At 54.0% G+C, this 20,633-nt stretch carries 13 protein-coding genes and 1 pseudogene; 6 read left to right on the top strand and 8 right to left on the bottom strand.

Going from position 1 to position 20,633, the window contains the following annotated elements; translation table 11 throughout:
* Positions 1 to 9: 9 nt before the first annotated feature.
* The 3 genes from JIN87_RS05210 to JIN87_RS05200 form a co-directional block, all read right to left on the bottom strand.
* On the bottom strand, positions 10 to 1,110 hold the full coding sequence (locus JIN87_RS05210) for an alkene reductase (protein WP_200354469.1): 1,101 nt from the start codon (positions 1,108 to 1,110) through the stop codon (positions 10 to 12).
* A gap of 209 nt (positions 1,111 to 1,319) precedes the next feature.
* Positions 1,320 to 2,516, bottom strand: coding sequence for an amino acid aminotransferase (locus tag JIN87_RS05205; protein WP_200354468.1), 1,197 nt, complete (start codon positions 2,514 to 2,516; stop codon positions 1,320 to 1,322).
* A 228-nt stretch (positions 2,517 to 2,744) separates the two neighbouring features.
* Positions 2,745 to 5,780: a carbohydrate binding domain-containing protein gene (locus JIN87_RS05200; protein WP_200354467.1), complete on the bottom strand. Its 3,036-nt coding sequence runs from the start codon at positions 5,778 to 5,780 to the stop codon at positions 2,745 to 2,747.
* Positions 5,781 to 5,924: 144 nt separating this feature from the next.
* On the opposite strand from JIN87_RS05200, the pseudogene JIN87_RS28890 reads away from it, so the two are divergent.
* Positions 5,925 to 6,203 (top strand): annotated as a pseudogene (locus JIN87_RS28890) (peptidylprolyl isomerase); the annotation flags it as partial.
* 3 nt (positions 6,204 to 6,206) lie between these two features.
* Complete coding sequence (locus JIN87_RS28885; protein ID WP_200354502.1) at positions 6,207 to 6,488, top strand: peptidylprolyl isomerase; 282 nt, start codon at positions 6,207 to 6,209, stop codon at positions 6,486 to 6,488.
* Positions 6,489 to 6,542: 54 nt separating this feature from the next.
* Here the strand turns inward: JIN87_RS28885 and JIN87_RS05185 are convergent, their stop codons facing one another.
* The gene (locus tag JIN87_RS05185; RefSeq protein WP_200354466.1) at positions 6,543 to 9,965 is read right to left on the bottom strand and encodes an ATP-binding protein; all 3,423 of its coding nucleotides are present in this window, start codon (positions 9,963 to 9,965) and stop codon (positions 6,543 to 6,545) included.
* Between the two features lie 291 nt (positions 9,966 to 10,256).
* Here JIN87_RS05185 and JIN87_RS05180 point away from each other — a divergent pair, with 291 nt between their 5' ends.
* The 4 genes from JIN87_RS05180 (at position 10,257) to JIN87_RS05165 (ending at position 15,781) form a co-directional block, all read left to right on the top strand.
* Positions 10,257 to 12,476: a DUF1800 family protein gene (locus JIN87_RS05180; RefSeq protein ID WP_200354465.1), complete on the top strand. Its 2,220-nt coding sequence runs from the start codon at positions 10,257 to 10,259 to the stop codon at positions 12,474 to 12,476.
* A gap of 67 nt (positions 12,477 to 12,543) precedes the next feature.
* Entirely contained in the window at positions 12,544 to 13,890 is a 1,347-nt protein-coding gene (locus JIN87_RS05175; RefSeq protein WP_200354464.1) for a DUF1501 domain-containing protein, read from the top strand.
* Positions 13,887 to 14,489 carry a hypothetical protein gene (locus JIN87_RS05170; protein ID WP_200354463.1) on the top strand — a complete coding sequence of 201 codons (603 nt, stop codon included), beginning with the start codon at positions 13,887 to 13,889 and terminating at the stop codon, positions 14,487 to 14,489. The genes JIN87_RS05175 and JIN87_RS05170 overlap by 4 nt, the downstream gene beginning before the upstream one ends.
* A 116-nt stretch (positions 14,490 to 14,605) precedes the next feature.
* Entirely contained in the window at positions 14,606 to 15,781 is a 1,176-nt protein-coding gene (locus tag JIN87_RS05165) for a LamG domain-containing protein (protein WP_200354462.1), read from the top strand.
* A 32-nt stretch (positions 15,782 to 15,813) separates the two neighbouring features.
* On the opposite strand, the gene hypE is transcribed toward JIN87_RS05165, so the two are convergent.
* The 4 genes from hypE to hypF form a co-directional block, all read right to left on the bottom strand.
* Entirely contained in the window at positions 15,814 to 16,848 is a 1,035-nt protein-coding gene (gene hypE, locus JIN87_RS05160) for a hydrogenase expression/formation protein HypE (protein WP_200354461.1), read from the bottom strand.
* A gap of 9 nt (positions 16,849 to 16,857) precedes the next feature.
* Positions 16,858 to 17,973, bottom strand: coding sequence for a hydrogenase formation protein HypD (hypD, locus tag JIN87_RS05155; protein WP_200354460.1), 1,116 nt, complete (start codon positions 17,971 to 17,973; stop codon positions 16,858 to 16,860).
* Positions 17,970 to 18,224: a HypC/HybG/HupF family hydrogenase formation chaperone gene (locus JIN87_RS05150; RefSeq protein WP_200354459.1), complete on the bottom strand. Its 255-nt coding sequence runs from the start codon at positions 18,222 to 18,224 to the stop codon at positions 17,970 to 17,972. The genes hypD and JIN87_RS05150 overlap by 4 nt, the downstream gene beginning before the upstream one ends.
* 85 nt (positions 18,225 to 18,309) lie before the next feature.
* Positions 18,310 to 20,592: a carbamoyltransferase HypF gene (hypF, locus tag JIN87_RS05145; RefSeq protein WP_200354458.1), complete on the bottom strand. Its 2,283-nt coding sequence runs from the start codon at positions 20,590 to 20,592 to the stop codon at positions 18,310 to 18,312.
* Positions 20,593 to 20,633: the final 41 nt, after the last annotated feature.

Below are 20,633 nucleotides of genomic sequence, written 5' to 3'. Positions count from 1 at the left end.
GATTTTGCGTTAGGAGATGCCTGCTTCTTGTGCGGTCGGCTGGTCGGTGTAGCCCTTCGCAGCCCCGTCGCCGTACCAGTGCTCTTGGCCCAGTTCAGGATTGAGAGGCAGGTTTTGTGCGAAACGTTCGACTAAGTCCGGGGTACTGATGAATGGGATGCCGAATGCGATCAGGTCTGCGTTTCCTTCCACGATGCGAGCCTCTGCTGCTTCCTTTGTGTAGCCGCAGTTTCCCATGAGTGTGCCGCCGAAGACCTTGCGGAATTCCGAGAGCTCAAGTGGGTCACCTTTCTCGTGAAATCCGAAGGCGAGTCCGTCCATGACGTGCAAGTAAGCGAGACCGTAGCGATCGAGTTGCTTGCCGGCGTATAGGAACTGTTCGCGGAATTCGGGCGAGCCCATGTCGTTGTAAACTCCGTTTGGCGCGAGACGCACACCGACTCGATTGGCTGGATAAACTTCGAGTACGGCGTTCACGACTTCATCGAGGAAGCGGTAGCGGTTCTCGATTGATCCGCCGTAGCTGTCGCTCCGTTGGTTGGTAACGGTCTGCAGAAACTGGTCGATTAGGTAGCCATTCGCTCCGTGGATTTCCACGCCGTCGAAGTTCGCTTGCTCAGCGTAGAGGGCGGCTTGTTTGAAATCCGCTACGATGCGTTTGATCTCATCGGTTGTGATCTCGTTTGGAGTTTCGTAGTCCTTCTTGCCTTCTGGTGTATGAATTTGGTCGCCGGTGATCGGGATGGGCGAGGGAGCGACTGGATGCTGCCCGTTGTTCAGAAGGCTGTGAGTCGCCCGTCCTGGGTGCCATATTTGCAGGAAGATTTTTCCGCCTTTTCCGTGGACCGCATCGGTGGTCAGTTTCCAGCCCTCGACGTGTTGTGGCTTGAACGCACCAGGCATGTTTTGCCAGGAAATGGAATTGTCTGAAACTGCGGTGGCTTCGGCGATGAGCAGGCCGGCGCTGGCACGCTGGCTGTAGTACTCGGCCATGAGGGCGGTCGGGGTGCCGTCGGCTTCAGCGCGAGTGCGCGTCATGGGTGCGTGGGCGACGCGATTCGGGAGCTCGAGATCTCCGAGGGTAACGGGCGAAAGAAGCTGTTGTGTCATTGGTGGCCTTCTACGAATGAAGGTGGGGAGCGCTCGCAGGGTCGGGGCGGAATTTTGGTTTTGCGATGAGGAGGCGGGTCGGCGCCCCGCCCTACAGGGGGAGGGGGGATGAGTTCCTTGTGGCCGTTGGGGACAACGGCCGCTGCCTTGGGATATGAAAAAAGCCTCCCGGGGTGGGAGGCTTTGGAAGGTGTGACTTGTTGTGCGGCTTAGAGCACGTCCTTGATCGCGGCGGCGACCTGGGCAACGTTCTCGTCGGTGATGCCGGCGACGTTGATACGGCCGGAATCGACGATGTAGATGCTGTGCTTTTCGCGGAGGGCTACGGCTTGTTCCTTGCTGAGACCGGTGAAGGAGAACATGCCCTTCTGCTCGATGAGGAAGCTGAAGTCGCGTTCTACGCCAGCGGCTTTGAGCGCATCCACGAACTGGGTACGAACTCCGGCGATACGGTCGCGCATGGCAGCGAGCTCTGCGTGCCATTGCTCGGTGAGAGCGGCGTCGGAGAGAATCGTTGTCACCACTGCTCCACCGTGTGCGGGTGGGTTGGAGTAGTTAACGCGGACAGAGATCTTCAGTTGGCTAACGACGTTGGCGAAGTTGCTAGCGTCGTCGGTAATGACGTGTAGGGCTCCGACGCGATCTTGGTAGAGGCCGAGGTTCTTGGAGAACGACTGGCAAACGAAGGCTGGAAGGCCGGCTTTCGCTACGATGCGTGCTGCGGCCGCGTCTTCCTCGATTCCGTCACCGAATCCTTGGTAAGCGAAGTCGATGAGTGGTATCCACTTCTTGGTGGCGGCGATTTGAGCAACCTCTTCCCATTGCTCCGCAGTGAGATCAACGCCGGTTGGGTTGTGGCAGCAACCATGCAAGACAACCACATCGCCTGCTGGGATGTTGTTGAGCGACTCGATGAAGGCTGCGTAGTCGAGGCTGAGCGTTTCCGCGTTGTAGTAGTTGTAGGTCTCGAGCTTGAGGCCAGGTGCACCGAAGATGCCCTTGTGGTTGGCCCAAGTCGGATTGGAGAGCCAAACGGTGTTGGTCTCGAGATTCTTGGAAATGAAGTCAGCTGCGACACGGAGGGCTCCGGTACCACCTGGAGATTGCAGAGAGGCGACGCGACCTTGGAGTTCGCCGGCGAGCTCTTCGCCGAAGCAGAGCTTCTGAGTGAGGCTAGCGTAAGCGGGGGTACCTGTCATGGGCAGGTAGCTCTTCGAGGTTGCTCCTTCGAGTAGGCGCTTCTCCGCTTCCTTGACTGTGTCGAGAATCGGGGTGGTGCCGGTTTGGTCTACGAATACGCCGACAGACAAGTTTACTTTGTCTGGATTGGAATCGGCTTTGAACGCCTCAGTAAGACTGAGGATCGGATCTGCAGGAGCGAGGCTAACGGCGTCGAAGTGTGACATGGATCGTTAAGGTTAATCGATGGATTGGCACGAGTGCCCCAGATTTGAGGCAGCCGGGACGTTAGTTTGTGACGGGGGCGTGTCAATGCTGCTGCATCATCGCGGGCGTGTTTAGGTGCGATTGACTATTTGCCCGAGGTAGGGCTCGACGGCCCGGCGAGCCGACAACGCTAGATTTTACTATGCGGTCCGCCCGGCGGTCGGACCATACCACTCTAAATCCAGGAATCAATCGCTGGTGAGACGGGAAAAGGCGGGGTAGACCGCGGGCTGGTGGGTGATGATTAGTTTTTGATGCGTCTCGTTGTGCGGTTCGGTGGCGATGCTTATACTTGAAGCGTCGAGAGCGAGAGCGCTCCAATCTTCGAGGTCCGAGCCAGAGGCGATGCCGAGCTGTTGGTGCGGAAAGCCAATGGGAGTGAGGAAGCTGTAGACGAAGGCCGGCTTTTGGTCGATCCAGGTGATCGTTTGCTGGATTGGGCTTCGTTTGTCTTTGCTCTTGGGATCGAGTCCGGCGAGGAACTCGACGAAATTCAAAATCTTGTCCCCATCTGGATCTGCCGATTTGCCTGATATGGCTTCGTTCTCAAACTCGGCGGAGTCGGTCCAAGTTTGCTCGCGCCAGCCGAGGTAGGGATCTCCGGATTCAACAGCGATTTCGTACCAAAGGGATTTGTTTGTGCCGCCAATTTCGATGATGGATTCGTCTCCGGAAGCGGTCACGGTGAGTTCTGTATCGCGTTGGCCCGTTTCGTCGAGTGTCCAAGCCTGTGTGCGGTCGGCGGGGTAGGGAAGTGTGATAGTAGCTGGAATCGCTTCGGTTGTAGAGGGTGACTCGCCCCAGTTTGTGCCGACGGAGCTTTTGGTGGAGTCAGTCCACTGCATGTTGGTGTTTTCCGTGAGACCGGTGGCGACCAGAAGAATGTTGGCCGCTGCGTGAGGTTGGTCGAATGAGCCTTGCATGGCGGTAAGCGTGACAGTGGCCCAATCTTCTTGTGTATCCCCGGGATCGATACGGACGTTGCCGATGTCGAAGTCGCGTCCGTCGATGTAACCGATCATAGAGCGGGTCTTGCCGGTATTAACGGTGATGACGCCTTTGTTGGTAAAGGTCCGGTCCCAGCTGATCTCGTTGGTATCTGAAGTGAAGACAGGTCCAGCTGGCACAGCGGTTTGCTCGTCGAGCCCGGTTGGTGAATCGCCAATCGAGAGCGATACGCGTTGGGTGAAAACGTGGGCGTTGTCGATGTCGAGATTTCGTCCATCGCCCACTTGCCAAGCTCGACCTTGGTTGGCGACGATTTCAGCTTCGAGTTCCGGATCGAAGTTCATCAGAAGCTGTCCTGTCGCTGCGGATACGTGATTGCCCCGAAATATCTGCGCACCCGCGAGTGCGTTGGCCATCGCTGAGGGATGGTTGGCCATATTGAAGTAGCCGTCCCAGTAACCTTGGTCCCAGCCGTTTTGGCCTCTGCCGTACTCGAAAAAGTAGATGCCGTCCCAGTCCTGCAAGGCGGCGTAGGTAGCTGCCATGAGAGGACCCTCGGAAGCAAACGGGTTTGGGAAGGAGTGCTGGTATTCCGATACGGTGTGAGGGTAGCCTTCGACGCGTTGCTTGGCGAGGCCGCTGAGAGTATTGTCCATAGTGTTGACCATGGAGATCGGGTTTACGGTCCAATTGTTGGGATCCCAAGGATTGCCGGGAAATATGGGATGCTGCCAGTAGGCGTGCGTATCCACCAATTCATACACACCCTGAATGTTTGGCGTGGAGTTCATGATCGTGGTGCCGTTGATCATGCCGCCGTAGCCGAGATCGTTGCGAATGTAGTCGCGCATGTCGGTCCAATACTCGGTAGCGAGATGGATGAGGAAGCGGGCCCAGTCTGTCTTGCGGTTGGGGAGGTAGGAGCCGCTATTCGAATTGCTGGCGATGTTCTCCGCTTCGAGCGTCTCGCCATTTGGCAAGGAGGCGGAAAGGTCGGCTCCGGTCTTCAATGAGATTCCCGAAAAGTAGATCGCCCCGGCGTCGCCGATGTAATTTGAGAAGTTGACGCGGAGGTTGTTGTCGGTGGTGCCGCCGTTGAAGGTGAAGGTAAACTGCTGCCATTCGGTGGTGGCTTCGAAGGTACCGAAACTGTGGACGCTGGAGTAGGGACTGTAGGCGAGTCCGATGTTCGCGCTGAAGTTCCGTGTTTGGTCGGCTCGAGCCCAGAAGCTGAAAGTGTAGAGTTGGTCCTTGGTGAGGGATACGCCGGATTGGTTGAGTTGGCCGTGCCAGTTGGTGGTGCTGGTAGTGGTGACATCGATTTTAACACCTTGGCGGCCTTCATACTCGCCAGTGGTGGTGGTGACAGCGGAGTCTCCATGTTGCTCGGAGTTCCAGTCGCTGGTGCCATTCTCAAAAGTGGGGTTGGACAGGATTTCTGGGCCGAAGGCTTCGCTCTCTCCACTCCAGGCGTCGAGGAGCTCAGCAGTGTCGGCGTATCGGTTGGAGAGCCAGCTGTTCCATTTCGTGTTTAGCTGATCCTTGTAGGCTTGTGGCCATTTCTCGAGTGAGCCGCCGTAGTACTGGTGGAAAATCCCGTTCTCGTTGTTTACCTCGACGACGGCAATTGCGGGATCCTCGGCGTAGGTGAGACCGGTGTAGGGGTTTGTGTGGGTAAGGAGTTTGCGGGCGTACTCTTTTTCGAGATCGCGGAAAGTCTCATCCACGAATCCGATCACGTGGCGTTCTTTCCATTCGAGGTTGGCTTCGATTTGTGGATCGAGACCGTCAGCCACCTTGAAATCGCGAGCATTGATGAGATTGATGTTGGTGTAGATCCCGTTCTCTTTGAGCTTTGCGATTAGGTAGTCGAGGCGGTCGAGATTGTCGGTGTGGAGTTCGCGGGAATTGCCTTGGCTGTAGTCGATGAGGCTGCTGCCGCCCCAATTGTTGTCCATGTGGTGGAAGCGAACGATGTTGAAGCCGAACTTGGCAAGACGTGGAGCGACTCCGTCTGCTTCATTATTGGGGATGAATGGAGTGTTCGTGACAAAGTTTACGCCCCAGAAGCGAATGCGCTCCCCGCCGACGGTGAAGTGTGCTTGATCGTCGATCGTGATGTACCCGTGCTTGCCGGCGGGCTTGTGGTTCATGCCGGAGAGATCGGTGATGCCTGGGGTATCGTCGTTCCATGGCAAAATGAAGGGGATGAGCTCTCCAGCAAGGAGCGAAGAGTGAAGGGTGCAAATAGCGAGAAGTGTGCTGATGGACTTCATGTTAACGCGGTAGTCTTTGTGAAAGCCGGGGTGGGAAAAAGTTTCGGGGATGGGGTGTTTGTATATTGGGGCTTTACGTAGAAGGGAAAGGTGGCAAGGGTCCGGAGCCCTATTTCATAAGATTAACCAAAACCCAGATTTACCATGTCTAGAGCAATGGCCCGACACATCCTCGTTGAAAGCGAAGAGCTTTGCAACGAACTGAAAGCTAAGATCGAAGGCGGCGCTTCGTTCGCCGATCTCGCGAAAGAGCACTCCAAGTGTCCATCCGGCCAACGCGGCGGCGAGTTGGGCGAATTTGGCCGTGGCCAGATGGTTCCAGAGTTTGACGAAGTGGTTTTCTCCGCTCCGGTCAACGAAGTGCAAGGTCCGGTTAAGACCCAGTTTGGTTTTCACCTTCTTGAAGTGACTGCTCGCGGTGATGAAATGCCAAAGGCTAGCGCTCGCCACATCTTGGTCGAGACCGAGGCGGAGTGTAACGCGCTGCTTGAAAAGATCCAAGGCGGTGAGTCGTTTGCGGATTTGGCTGCGGCCCACTCCAAGTGCCCGTCTGGCAAGAGCGGTGGCGCATTGGGAGAGTTTGGCCGTGGTCAGATGGTTCCAGAGTTTGACGCAGTGGTTTTCTCTGCTCCGGTTAACGAAGTTCAAGGACCGGTTAAGACTCAGTTCGGTTACCATCTTCTCGAGGTGACTGCCCGTAACTGCTAGTTGTCTGGAGCTGGCGGGTCAACGCCCCGCCCTACAGATTCGTAAAGCGAATTTTCAATTGGCGATGTCTTCGGACGTCGCCATTTTTGTATCCGGATTTTGGTTAAATCCTTTTTGGCTTCTCGGGAGGGTTAGGATTGCGGTGGCGCCCTGGTGTTTCCCGGCACTCTTTATCTCGAGGTTTCCGCCGAGGGCTTGAGCTGTGTTTGCGCAGCTGTGGAGCCCGAAACCGTGACCGTCCACTTTGGTTGTGAAACCGTGGCGGAATAGCTTTTTCAAGGTGTCAGGCTCTATTCCCGATCCATTGTCTGTTACCTGTAATTGGAGCGTGGAGTCGTCTATGTACTGGGCAGAAAAGGTGATGGTCCCTATCGCTGGATCCTCATCTCTGATGGCGTCCTGGGCATTGGTGATGAGGTTCAGGATGATATCGATAAGCTTATGCCTGTCGTTCTCGATGGTTAGACTGGCTGGGATATCGTTGATAATCTCAATCTTACTGCGGGTGACCTCGCTGCCGAGGATGCTGAGAGCGTTTTCGCAGAGCTCACGTAAATCGATCTCTTCGAGGAGGCTCTGAGTTTTAGCGTGCGTTTGTTGGGCGGCGATTATGTTTTTGATATGGTGTACATCTTCACCCATCACGCCAAGTTCGTGTTGGATACTGTCGACTTCGTTTGTTAATGTGTCTGCAAGGTGTATTAGGTAATTGGGTACGGCTTTCCCTTTTGGATCTTGAGTCAGGAAAGTGTCGATATCATCTTTGTGCGATTCGAGCAATGATGCGACACGAGTTAAGTTCCCGATTTTGGACTTCTCCATTTTGTCCCCAACAAGGTTGAGGCTTACGTTCAAGCTGTTGAGCACGTTGCCGACGTTGTGGAGGACATTTATCGCGATCTCTGCTTTTCCGGCAGTACGGGCGGTTTCGAGAAGCTGATCTTGTGTCTCTTGAAGTTGGTGGAGAGTAGAGGTCAGGGTCTCGGTGGTCGCGGTGAGTTCTTCGGTCTTTTCGCCGAGCTCTTCGTTTTGCTTTTCGAGTGCCTCGGCTTGTCGAGCGAGCATGGTGTTTTGGTCTTCTACTTCCTGGGTGCGTTCGTTCACCAATTGCTCGAGTCTTTTGCGTCTTCTGATTTGGTTTCGATTGTATCCCCAGACGATGAAGACGACGAAGAGAACTCCCAAGAGGGTGAAGAGCGCGTAAGCCCAAGATTTCTTGTGCCAAGGCGCTGCAATGGAAATCGGGAGATAGAAGCTGGACTGCTGTCCGTCTGCATTTAGGCAGTTGATTATGATTGTATAGTCCCCGGGGACGATGTTGGTAACCTCTCGGAACGAGAAGGTTTCAAAGGGTCCCCATTCTGTATCCAGACCTTCAATATAGATTTGAAAAGTGTTGTGGCTTGTGGAGTGAAAGTGGTTGAAGTATGCTTCGATGCGGAGCGAGTTCTGGTGAGGTGCGAGATGAAGGCGTCCGTCGCTGCCCGCACGGTTGGGGAGATCGACATTGTCTTTGAGGGAGGTCAGTCGATGGATGTCAGGTTGTGTTCCTGCTGGTTTGATTTCAGTATGAGGATTTGTGGCGAGAATGAGTCCGAAGTCACCCCCGGCCCAAGCCCGTCCTTCTGCATCGTAAACTAAAGAGCTGGCCCGTGTCTCTAACGCATCGTTGAGACTGGAAATCTCGCTGACAACTTTTCGGTTGGGGCGTGTTATGGCTAAGCCTCTTCGAGGATTTATGCTAACCCAGCTGTTTTCATCGTCATCAGAGAACGAGTGTTCAAAGCCGTAGGGTCCGATCCCTTTGAAGTACTCGATGGATTTTTCCGTGACGAATTTTTCTGAGTTGTCGTCCCAGACCAAGGCGGGGGTGGTGTTGGTGTAGATCTTGCCTTCGATCGTTGTGCCGGTTGTCCAGATTCCTTGAGTTGGGATTTCAAACTCGATCAATTCCGCGTAAGCGGATGTATCGGTTATGTGGATGCGAGTGATTGTAGAGTCTCCATTGCCACCGAGTATTGTTCCGTTTTCTGATTCGGAGAAACTGAATACCTCTTTGCTAACGCCATCAATCTTTTGGAACTGGGACCATTCGCCGTCGACAAAACGGCTTATGGAAACGCCCTGATAATTCCCCATGAGAAGGGCGTCTGGATAATGGCTAGGTTGCCACAAGCAACTGCCTCCTTCGGATTGAAGTTCGATTTGATTGCCTTCTTTATCGATGGCGAAGACGTGCTCTCCAGCGATGAAGAGACGATCTTGGTGAACGAGCAAATCCGATGCGGTGTTAATTGAGTAGAGCCTTTGGAAAAGTGACTCCATGTTTTCAGCTCCGCGATCGCTTTTGAAGATCCCTATGGGGGTCGCTAGGTAAAGGTCGTCATTGAAAAGGGCAAGGGCGTCAACAGTGCTACTGATTCCATGGCGTTCATCGAAAAGGAGAGTGGCTGGATTGAGTGGGATGCGGTTGAGGCTGCGTTTGGTCGCGGCCCAGATGCCGCCTTGAGAGTCGTGCCCGAGTCCGATAACGCCCATAGAGTCCAGTCCTTGATCTTTGGATACACTGCGCTTCAAGCTGCCGTCCTCGTTGAAAAAGAAGATCCCTTTTGTCGACGTTCCTACAACTAGCTGGTCGGGGCCTGATTCGATAAAGCTAGTGATGGTTGTGTCTAGTTTGTGAAGGATTTCATTGCCCGGCCACATCCAGCTCTTTTCGCCGTCGAAACCAACGAAGTCTCCTTTTTGGGTGAGCATCCACACGCCTCCGTTTGCTCGTGGGTTGGATGCGTTGAACCATTCGTAGACCGAATCGCTGAGGACGGAATCGTGGTTGACGAGTTTCTCCTTATCCCAGTCCCAGCGGTTGAGCAAGGTGTCCCGACCTCCTGTGGTGTAGATTTCGTCTCCGATCGCGAATAGGCTGCTGGCCCAGTTTTCGAGTTCGTGAAAGTGGAAACTGCCGTCCGGTTTAATTACGATGAGGTGAGTTCCGTGGTTCCCAAAAATGTGTCCGCGTGCGCTTGCGACGTAGCGAGGGGAATGAAGGGAGTGGGTGATGAATTCAGCGGGAGTGAGCAGTGTGAATTGGTTTCTCCCGAATTCGTTAACTTCGATTCTGGAGATTCCGGCCGCGTGCCCGACGAGGGCGCTTCCATCTGGGTTGTTGAAGAATCGCGTGGGACGTTCGAGTTCAGGTACAAGATCCCAATGCGTACCGTTGAAGGTGATGAAGTCCTCGGCGGTAAGTACGCCGATGTCGCCATTCGGCAAGGTGTGGATGGATCGAATTTCGCCGATAACCCCGGTTTGGCGTGGCGTATACCGGTCTACTTTGATCGCTCCAAATTCCAGAAAGGTTTCGATTCCCTTGTCATCCGCGGCGCTGCTATTGAAGGCTGTGATGAACAATACGATCAGCGATAGAAAGCCGCGGGTCGTTCTGAATCGGAAGCTGAACTGGAGGAGGGCGCTCAAGTGGGGGATTGGGTCGTTTGGGGGCTCTTTTATGAATAGGGAAAACCATGGTCTTGTAAAAGCGATGCTCCTCTCCGACGGGTCTTTAACACTCCTTTCATCTCTTTTGGACAGGTTTCGCTTTTTTCCTAAGGGCGGCTTCCGCAAGTCCAGCACAGACGCTAGGTAGTTCTTAGGGGAGAACATGTCTTTGCTTCCAAAATGAGGTCGTTTAGTTGAGCGTCGTCTTCGCTCGCCGTTAAAGAGGGGCGGGCGATACCCCCGCAATTGACCTCATTCCGCCAAAATTCGATGCTGCAGCTCCACCGAAGAATTGCCTTTTTGTGTCCGGCCGTCTGGACGGCTTGGTCCTTGGCCGATGTGCCGATGGTGGACCTCGATGGCGATCAGATGAGTGATATTTGGGAGATCGCTTTTGATGCCCAAGCAATCGCTCCAGAAGCGGACGAGGATGGCGACGGGATGAGTAATCTACAGGAGTGCGAGCATGGAACGGACCCGTTTGATGCGGAGTCGGTTTTCATTGCCTACCGTTTCGGAATCGTGCCGGAGGGAGTTGCGTTCGAGTTCAGTGGTGTTGATGGGCAAAGCTACCGTTTGGAGGAGAGTTCGAATCTCGTCGATTGGCGCCAAGGTTCGACCTCGCTGATCAGTGAAGGTGGCGATGACCGTTTGGTTAGCTCAGCCGGATCCGAGGGGATTCGTTTTCTTCGCTTCAGGGTGGGGGGCGACCACGACGGGGACGGATTGTCGGACTTCGAGGAAAAGCTGCTGGGCTACGATCCGCTGAGCCAGCATACGAACTCAAGTTTCGTCGGCGGCGACATGGCTCGCTTGATGAACGACTTTTTTGGCGGCGGCACGATAGATATTGCAGGTAAACAAGTTCAGGGAACAGAGCCAACCTTAGCAGAAGCCTCGCGCTTCCTGTCTCAAGCTTCCCTGAAGTCGCCTCTTACAGAAATCGAGCGCGTCGCTGCTATGGGCTATGATGCTTGGATCGACGAGCAGTTCGGTGAACCGATTGGATATATCATGCCTGGGATGGATGGTTGGCATCAGTATTTCGAGGATACGCCGGACCCGGATGATAGCCCCTTCAATGTGCATCGCCGTTATGCTTGGTGGGAGCAGATGTTCGAGGCGAGCGATTTGCTGCGTCAGCGTATCGCTCTCGCGTTGAGCGAAATCTATGTAGTGTCCGACGCTTCACTCGATGGTGGCGCGGCTACTGATGGTATGTCCGCCTTTTACGATATGCTGTTGGATCACTCCTTCGGGAATTGGCGGGATCTCTTGCGAGATGTTTCCTTGAGTCCTACCATGGGTGTATATCTCAGCCACTTGCAGAATCGAAAAGCGAATCCTGCGGAAAACGTGTATCCTGATGAGAACTACGCACGTGAGATTATGCAGCTCTTCAGTATTGGTCTCTTTGAACTGAATCCGGACGGCACGCGTAAGCAGGATGCCAGCGGGGTGGATATCCCGACCTACGATAACGAGGACATAACGAATTTCGCTCGAGTCTTTACTGGCTTCTCATATGGAGGTCCCAACAACGATGTCGATACGAACTGGCACTTCCAGTGGGGGGAATGGAATTGGCGTCATCCGATGAAGGTTTGGGCGCACGAGCATGATACCGAAGAGAAGACTCTGCTTAATGGAACCGTTCTTCCAAGTTTTGAGGACGACCCCGGCCGTACGCCAATGGATGATTTCGAAGATGCGATCGATAATCTCTACGAGCATCCGAACGTTGGACCGTTTGTCGCCTACCGCTTGATTCAACGTCTTGTTAAGTCGAACCCAAGTCCTGCATACGTTAAGCGAGTGGGACAGATTTTTGATGACAATGGCCAAGGGGTAAAAGGGGACATGAAGGCGCTTGTGCGGGCGATCCTTCTCGATGTGGAAGCTCGCAGCCTCGTCGCTTACTCGGACGACCATGCGGGCCGTTTGCGAGAGCCTTACTTGCGCTGGATGCGTTTGATCACGAGTCTCGGGGCAGAACATGTCGAAGGGGGTGATCCGCAGATTTCAGATTGGAATCACCACCGCGAAATGGGGCAGCGGGCGATGAGCTCGAATTCCGTATTCAATTTCTTTTTACCTGACTACGTCCCTCAGGGAGAAATGGCTGAGGCAGGACTGGTCGGTCCGGAATTTCAGGTTCTGAATTCATCCACGGCAATGGCGACGCAAAACATTTTTGGTGGAGCGATGATGTGGGGATTCGAATGGCGTGACGATGACGAAGACGACCAATGGGAGCCGAGCATGACGTTCCAGTTCACGGACGAGGTTGCTCTTTTGCAGAACGAAGGTGTCGACGCTGTGATTGATCGCTTGGATCTCATCCTTTGCCACGGGACTATGACGGATCGGACACGCGAAATATTGAACGCCGCCTACCAAGACAGGGCGGGTTGGTTTGATGACCGCTTGACTGTCGGCATGTTGGTGCGGATCGTCATGTTGTCAGCCGACTTTGCGGTAACCCGGTAGTGGGAATAGAAATACGATGAGCAGGAGATCGGATAGAGGAATTTCAAGACGGAAGTTTGTAGGGCAAATGAGTTGTGCCGCGGTAGGCTCGACTGCCTTCTATTCGACTCTGATCAGTCTGCTGATGAGCAACCGAGTGTCTGCTCAAAGTATGACGGGGAGTAGCGGGCACAAAGCACTGGTTTGCTTGTTCCTCGAAGGCGGAAACGACTCCTTCAATATGGTCGTGCCTCAGGAGGCTGATGAGTTTCAGCGATACCGGGCAGCTCGAACGAGCATGGGCTTGGCTCCGGATCAGCCACTTCCCATCACAGACTCTGCGAGTGGCCGTTCCTTCGGCTTGCATCCGATGCTGGGAGATCTGCAATCGCTTTACCAAAGTGGCGAGCTGGCTTTCGTTTGTAACACCGGGACTCTGATTGAACCAACTACACTCGCCGCGTTTGAGAACCGCAGCGCGCGTCTCCCTCTGGGGCTGTTTTCGCACGCGGATCAACAGATGCACTGGCAGACTTCGACGCCGGATAAACGAGATTCGAAGGGGTGGATCGGACGTATGGCGGATGTGCTGCAATCGATAAACGAGGCTCCAAAAACATCGATGAACATATCGCTTTCGGGTACCAATATCCTGCAAAGCGGAAACTCGGTCATTCCGTATACTATTACTAATGAAGGAGCCATCGATCTTCAGTTTTATGGAGCAGAGGATCATGCGTACTTCAAAGGAGCGGTAGACAGTGTCTTGGAACAAGAGTACCAAAATCTGCTTCAAAAGACTTATTCGAACCTGAACCGAGAGGCGATCGACCTTGGAATTGCGTTTAATGCTGCTGTAGGGGAGGAGATTCCATTCAGTACGGAATTTCCGGATACGGAATTGGCGGACGATCTACGAATGATTGCCCGGAGCATAGCGGCTAACGGAAACCTAGGCCAACAACGTCAGACCTTTCTGGCTCGCCGAGGTGGATTCGATCACCATGACGACATGATTAGCGGTCATTCCTACCTCATGGAGGAAGTGGGGCAAGCTGTAGGAGCGTTTTGGGCAGCCATCAAGGAGATGGGGATGGAAGATCAGGTTGTCCTATTCACTGCGTCTGATTTTGGTAGAACGCTCACCAGCAATGGTGACGGAACTGACCATGGCTGGGGCGGAAACCACTTCGTGCTGGGTGGGGGCATCAATGGCGGCCGCTTCTATGGCGAGTACCCGGAGAACATTGGTTTGGGGAACGATCTGGATACGGGACGTGGTCGATTGATTCCGACAACTTCAGTCGATCAGTACTTCGCTGAAATCGCCCTTTGGTTGGGAGTGGAGAAGTCGGACTTGTCGATTGCCTTGCCCAACATCGAACGTTTCTACGATCTCGGTTCGAGCTCGGCTCCGCTAGGATTCTGGCAGTGATGAATCCGCGTGCGGTTCTAGGAGTTCTTGCTGGGCTAGGGGTGGTCTTTGCTGCCTATCTTTTTCTCCTTCCTCAGGCGGAAGAGCCGCGTGAGAAGGAGTCTCCCTTGCCGACTTACGAGGATGTGTCGCCGGAGGATGCGGTCGAGGAGCAGGGGATTGAGAACAAGAACTTTAAGCCAGAGGTTTTCTCATTCCTCGAAGCAGGTGATCACGTTGAAGACGAGAAAAACCCACGATTGCTGCGGCATTATGGTGGGGAAGGGAGAAGCGGCAAAGACGATCTCCGATTGGTGCAAGGCGTTATTGAATTGTTTTGGCGGATGACTAAGGATCCCGATCAGCTCGTGCTCGGATCGAATCAGGATCTGTTGCGAAACCTGAGTGGGGCTAACTCGCTTGGCGTTCAGTATGTTTCACCAGATAATGATTATTTGAATACGTCAGGCGAATTGCTGGACAGGTGGGGGAGTCCGCTGTTTTTTCACGCGAACTCTGTAACCGATATTGAGATTCGCTCGAACGGTCCAGATCGCGAGCGCTACACCGAGGACGATATCGTGGTGCGGGTGCAGACGCCGATCCAGCCCAAGCGATGAGTCAGATAGGAAAAGGGGGATTATTTTAAACCAAAAAATGTCACCCTTTCACATAAACTGATTAAGAGATGCTTCGCTTGTTCTGAATGGAATAGTTTGGGAGTATGGGGAAACCAATGAAGAGACTCCCGATCTACACTCTTGCTGCCGCTCTTTGTGCAGGTACGCTCATGGCGATTCCACCGCAACCACCCGAAGGATATCGATGGGTGATCAACGAGCAGTTCTCCGACAATTTTGATGGAGACAAGCTCGATTCAAGTAAATGGATGGACCACTACAATGGCGGTTGGAAAGGGCGAGCTCCAGCCTGGTTCAATCCAGACGCGGTGTCAGTCGAAGGCGGCTTGCTTCGGATTCGTAGTGGAACATTGGATAAGCCGAAGGGAAGAAAGGGCGAGTTCACCATGTATGGTGGCGCGGTCTCGTCCAAGACTCGGGGCGCGCATTTCGGGTACTACGAATGCCGGGCCAAGGCGTCGCGTATCGGAATGTCGACGACCTTTTGGTTGTCCAATCAGAAGGAACCTTTTACGGAGAAAGGGGATTGCAAGACGGACACTTACAGCCAGGAGCTGGATATCCAGGAAGCTGTGGGCGGAAACGCAGCCTTCCCTAAATTCGAGTCGAGCATGAATTCAAACACGCACTTCCGCTATGTGAAGTGTGGAGCAAAAAAGGAGGAGTTTATCTCGGAAGGTTTGAGTGTGGAACTCGATAGCCCAGTCTACGCGGACTACCATGTCTATGGAGCCTGGTGGAAGAACGAGAACGAGGCCGCCTTTTATGCGAATGATAAACACACGGAGACGGTAGCGTTTCGTACAGATGTGTCGGATCGCCCCTTTGATCGTCCGATGCAGATCAACATGGTGGTTGAAACCTATGATTGGCAACCACCCCCAACCGCGGAAGAACTAGAGAACGCAGAGATCAACACCGCTCTCTACGATTGGGTTCGGAGCTATGAGCTCGTGCCGATTGGTGAAGAGGCGAAGATGACTCCTGAATTTAAGGTATTCGAAGAGACCGTGGAGTTTTCCACTGAGGCGGAAATAGATCGCTTGTCTATCGCCTATTCCTACAAGGCGAACGAGGATTGCTTCCTCGATTTAACGCTTGAAGCAGTAGATGGTGATGTCTTGCGCCACAGGAAAATTTCGGCGTATCAAGGATTCGGGCACGATACCTATTTGGAAATGATTAAGCCCGAACTTGTGGAAAGCATCACGATAAAGTTGATCTCCAAGAGCTCTGGTAGAGTTCTAGCCACGGCCAATACGGATAGCTAACTCTTCTTGGCTATCCCCTCCCTGACAGTCGCTTAGCAAATCCGCGGGAGTTGCTCGCCGCTTAGCATTGTTAGGATGCGGTGAGTGCCAATCGAGGTTTTAACGGTGACGAGTCCAGGGTCGCCGGAACTGACTTTGCCAATTATGCGAGCGTCATTTCCCAGCGGGTGGCTTCTAAGTGCCGCCAGTGCCTTGTCCTGTTTGGTCGCGGGTACGATTGCGATGAATCGTCCCTCGTTGGCGGTGTAGAAAGGATCGAGCCCGAGTATTTCGCAAACGCTACGCACGGATTTGCTGATGGGGACGGTCGATTCGTCTATTTCCATGGATAGGGAAGCAGTATCCATAATTTCGATGACACCGCTTGCTAGCCCACCTCGAGTGAGATCCCTAAGGCAATGGAGTTCGATCCCCGCGTCGATCAATGACATCACAGCCTCGTTGAGGAGAGCGCAGTCGCTCTTCAAAGTCGTTTCGAGCTCGAGTCCTTCTCTTGCTGCCATGATGGCGATTCCGTGGCGGCCGATGTCGCCCGAGAGTATGACAACGTCACCCGCTTGCACGCGAGTAGGAGCAGGTGGGGGATCGCATTTGATGACACCGACTCCGGAGGTGTTTATGTAGATCCCGTCTCCTTTTCCTTTTTCGACAACCTTGGTGTCACCCGTTACGATTTGCACTTTCGCATCGTCGGCAGTGCGTTTCATGGATTGCAGGACCTTCCAGAGATCATTGGTTGGGAATCCCTCCTCCAAGATGAAGCCGACGCTCAGGTAGCTTGGCTGTGCTCCGCACATGGCGATATCGTTTACCGTGCCGCAGATTGCGAGATGGCCGATGTCTCCCCCTGGGAAGAAAATGGGAGAGACCACGTGGGAGTCAGTGGAAAAGGCGAGCGAGTCGCCAGGGGTAATAAAGCTCGCTCCGTCATTCCTCTGGTCGAGTAAGGGGTTGCTGAATACGGGAGAAATGAGTTCGTCGATCAGCTTTTTGCTCAAGCTGCCTCCACCACCATGGGCCATGGTGATGTAGGGGTAGTCTGAGATTGGAAATGGGCAGGAGAGCATGGAGGAAGGTTACGGGTTACAGATACTAGGTGTGGGGGCTGTGTGGCGGCGGTGGATGTAGTAGGCGGAGCAGGCTCCTTCGGTGGAAACCATGGGCGCTCCGAGCGGGTGTTCTGGGGTGCAGCTCTTTCCGAAGGCAGGGCATTGGTGAGGTTTTATCGCTCCCCTGAGAATGTCGCCGGAGAGGCAGTCCGGACTTTCCTCAGCTTCGATGCTTTGCAGGGAGTATCTTTTGTCAGCGTCGAATGCCTGATATTCCTCTTTTAGCCCTAGTCCGCTCTGAGAGATCGGACCGATGCCACGCCATTTGCGAGTGACGACTTCAAACACTTCTCGCACCACCTTTTGAGCATGTGGATTTCCTTGTTTGGGAACGGATCGAATGTATTGATTTTCGACTACATGCCTCCCTTGTTCGAGTTGTTTAACGCAAAGATAGACTCCCTCTAGGATGTCGAGGGGCTCGAAACCTGTGATGACTATCGGGACTTTGTATTTCTCGGCGATTGGGTGGTATTCTTCTTCCCCCATGATTGCGCAGACATGGCCGGCAGCGAGGAAACCTTGCACCCTGTTGCCTTCAGCAGAGAGGAGCGTTTGCATGGCGGGCGGGACGAGAGCGTGTGATGTAAGAATCGAAAAGTTGTCGATCTTGTAGTTTTTTGCTTGGTACACCGCCATGGCGTTCGCAGGTGCGGTTGTCTCGAATCCGACGGCGAAAAAGACGACTTCGGAATCTGGGTTTTCTTTGGCAATTTTGAGCGCGTCGAGTGGGGAATAAACAACGCGGACATCACCGCCTTGGGCCTTGGCTGAAAGCAGATCCAAGCTTGAGCCCGGGACTCGAAGCATGTCGCCGAAGGAGCAGAGGATTAGCTTTTCGCGTTGAGCAAGAGCGATGGCTTTGTCGATGAGTTCGATCGGGGTAACGCAAACCGGGCAGCCCGGCCCATGGGCCAGAGTGACCTCATTGGGAAGCAAAGCGTCGAGACCGAAGCGTACGATCGCATGGGTCTGGCCGCCGCAGATTTCCATTAGCGTCCAAGGACGAGTGACGATTTTCCGAATCGCTCGGGCGTACCGCTTTACGGCTTCGGCGTCTCTGTATTCGTCGATGAACTTCACGGACTCTCCTCCTTTAGGTCTTCAAGCTCATCCATTTCGCGTAAGGTCTCGAATACGCTGTTCGCGTGTTCTTCGTTGATTTGACTGATGGCGAAGCCCACGTGCACGAGAACGTAGTCGCCATTTGTTGCCTCAGGAAGAAAGGAGAGGTTCACGCTATTTCGGATACCCTCGAAGTCGACGATGCCTTGTCGGTTGATGGCATCTTCTTCGGTGATCGAGACGATCTTTCCTGGAATGGCGAGACACATGGATTGGTGTTGGGTTCTGTGCGCTAGATTGTAGGGCGGGGCGGTGACCCGCCGGTATTGTCGCCTCGGCGCGGCGACTTACAGTTTAGGTTGTTAATTTAGAGTATTGGGTGGCGGCGATTTGGCCGAGGGCGATGCCGCCGTCGTTGGGCGGTACCTTCTGGTGCCAGTAAGGAGTAAAACCGGATTCTTCGAGTTTGCGAACCGTGAGCTCGCTTAGCAGTCGGTTTTGGAAGCACCCACCAGTGAGAACGACTTGCTTGGTTCCAAGCCGATTTGCGAGGTGAGCGGCTAGGTTCGCGAGTGCGTTGTGGAACTTTCGGGCAATTGCTTCTTTCGACTCACGGTTATTTATGTCCGCTAGAACTTCGTGTATAGCGGGTGCCCAGTCGATGATAGCGGGAAGCTTGTCGTTTTCTGGATCGTTCAGCCTGAACTGATAGCTGTCGCTTGTTTCAGAGTTCCTTGCGAGCCACTCCAGCTTCATGGCTGCTTGTCCTTCGTAGGTGGATACTTGTTGGAAGCCGAGAAGGGCGCTGATGGCGTCGAAGAGACGTCCCAAGCTGGAGGTGAGTGCGGTGTTGAGTTGCTTCTCAATAGCCTGGTGGAGAATCCTTAATTCGGATGGGGCGTAGTTGAGATGCTTCCATTCATGATTTTTCCCGGCCGAAAAGAGCAGGCCTAGTGCGGCTCGACGTGGGGCTTTGGCGGCCAGATCTCCGCCCAGAAGTGGGAAGGGGCGTAGAGTCGCGATCCGCCTCGCGGCTTCCTTGGATATCGCGAAACACTCTCCACCCCAGATCGTGCCGTCGGTTCCGTATCCGGTACCATCCCAGGAGAGTCCGCATACGTCTGGTTCGAGTTTGTTTTCCGCCATGCAGGAATAGACATGGGCGAGATGGTGTTGAACGGATTCTACTGGGATTCCCGACTGCTCCGCAAACTGAGTGCTGTGATAGTCGGGATGTTTGTCGCAGATGAATGCAGCAGGACTTAGCTCGTAGAGTCTCGGCAGGTCTTGTGTTGCATTTTTGAATACTCGGTACGATTCCTCGGTTTCGAGATTGCCAATGTGTTGGCTGAGGAAGACCTGATTGTGTTTCGCGATTGCTACTGTATTCTTAAGATGGCCGCCCACTGCTAGGAGGGGGTTGCAAGGCCTTCTGAGTTCAATGGGAAGGGGAGCGTAGCCACGAGCGCGACGAAGAACTTGCGGGAGTCCGTGGATGACTCGTGCTACCGAATCGTCAACGGGGCGTGCGATTGGCCGGTCGTGTAAGAGAAATGCGTCGGCAATGTCTTTAAGGCGATGAAGGGCTTCTTCGTTTGTGATGCAGATCGGCTCTTCGGATAGATTTCCACTTGTTGCGACTACGGGGAAATCGAGCGACGTCATGATGAGATGATGCAGCGGTGTGTACGGTAGCATCACACCCAGTTCGGGATTCCCCGGGGCGACACCTTCTAAGGTATCCTGCACTTTCCTGAGCAATACAATGGGGGCTTGAGAGGAAGTGAGGAGTTTAGCTTCTTCATCGGATATCTCACAGTGTGCTCGTGCTGAGTTGAGACTTGGGAATAGGGTGGCGAAGGGCTTTTCGCTGCGGTGCTTGCGTTTTCGCAATCGAGCAACCGCTTGGGCGTCTCTGGCGTCGACGAGGAGTTGGAATCCTCCCAAGCCTTTTAGAGCAAGGATCTTGCCGGCTTGGAGGGTTTTAACGGCGAGCGTGAGAGGTTCTTGATTTTGTTCTGTATGAGAAAGGGAGGAGGAAACGAAACTCAACATTGGACCGCAGTTGGGGCAGGCGGTGGGTTGAGCGTGGAAGCGGCGGTCGAGTGGATTTTCGTATTCGCGTCGGCAGTCTTCGCACAACTCGAACTCCCGCATCGTGGTGTTGGGGCGATCGTAGGGGAGTTCGTTGATGATGCTGAATCTGGGGCCGCAATGCGTGCAGTTGGTAAATGGATACAGGTAGCGACGGTTTTGGGGATCTAGGATCTCGGCGAGGCATTCGGGGCAGGTGGCGATGTCGGGTAGTATGAGGGCTGACTTCTCGCCGGAGTGGGAACTGGATCGGATTTCGAAGGGGGAGGAGGAGGAAAGGGGTTGGGGAGTGGACTGGACTGAGTTGATTTGGGAGTGGGCTGGGCGTTCGTTTAGAAGGCGGCGAGTGAAGGATTGGATCTTTTTCTGAGGACCCTCCACTTCGATGTGAACGCCTTCTGAGCAATTGGATACCCAGCCCGAGAGTTGGAGTTCGGTGGCGAGTCGGTAGATGTGGGGGCGAAATCCGACGCCCTGGACCGTGCCTTGGATTGTGAGCCGCTTTCGTTGGCGACGGGTCGTTTCTGTGGGAGCGATTGGCACAAGTTGTTTGGTTGTTCGGCAATTACGGAGTATTGCCCTCC

Source organism: Pelagicoccus mobilis, assembly GCF_016595505.1.
Taxonomy (GTDB): domain Bacteria; phylum Verrucomicrobiota; class Verrucomicrobiia; order Opitutales; family Opitutaceae; genus Pelagicoccus; species Pelagicoccus mobilis.
Note: the sequence above shows the minus strand (reverse complement) of the source record. Positions and strands in the feature narration are given on the sequence as shown.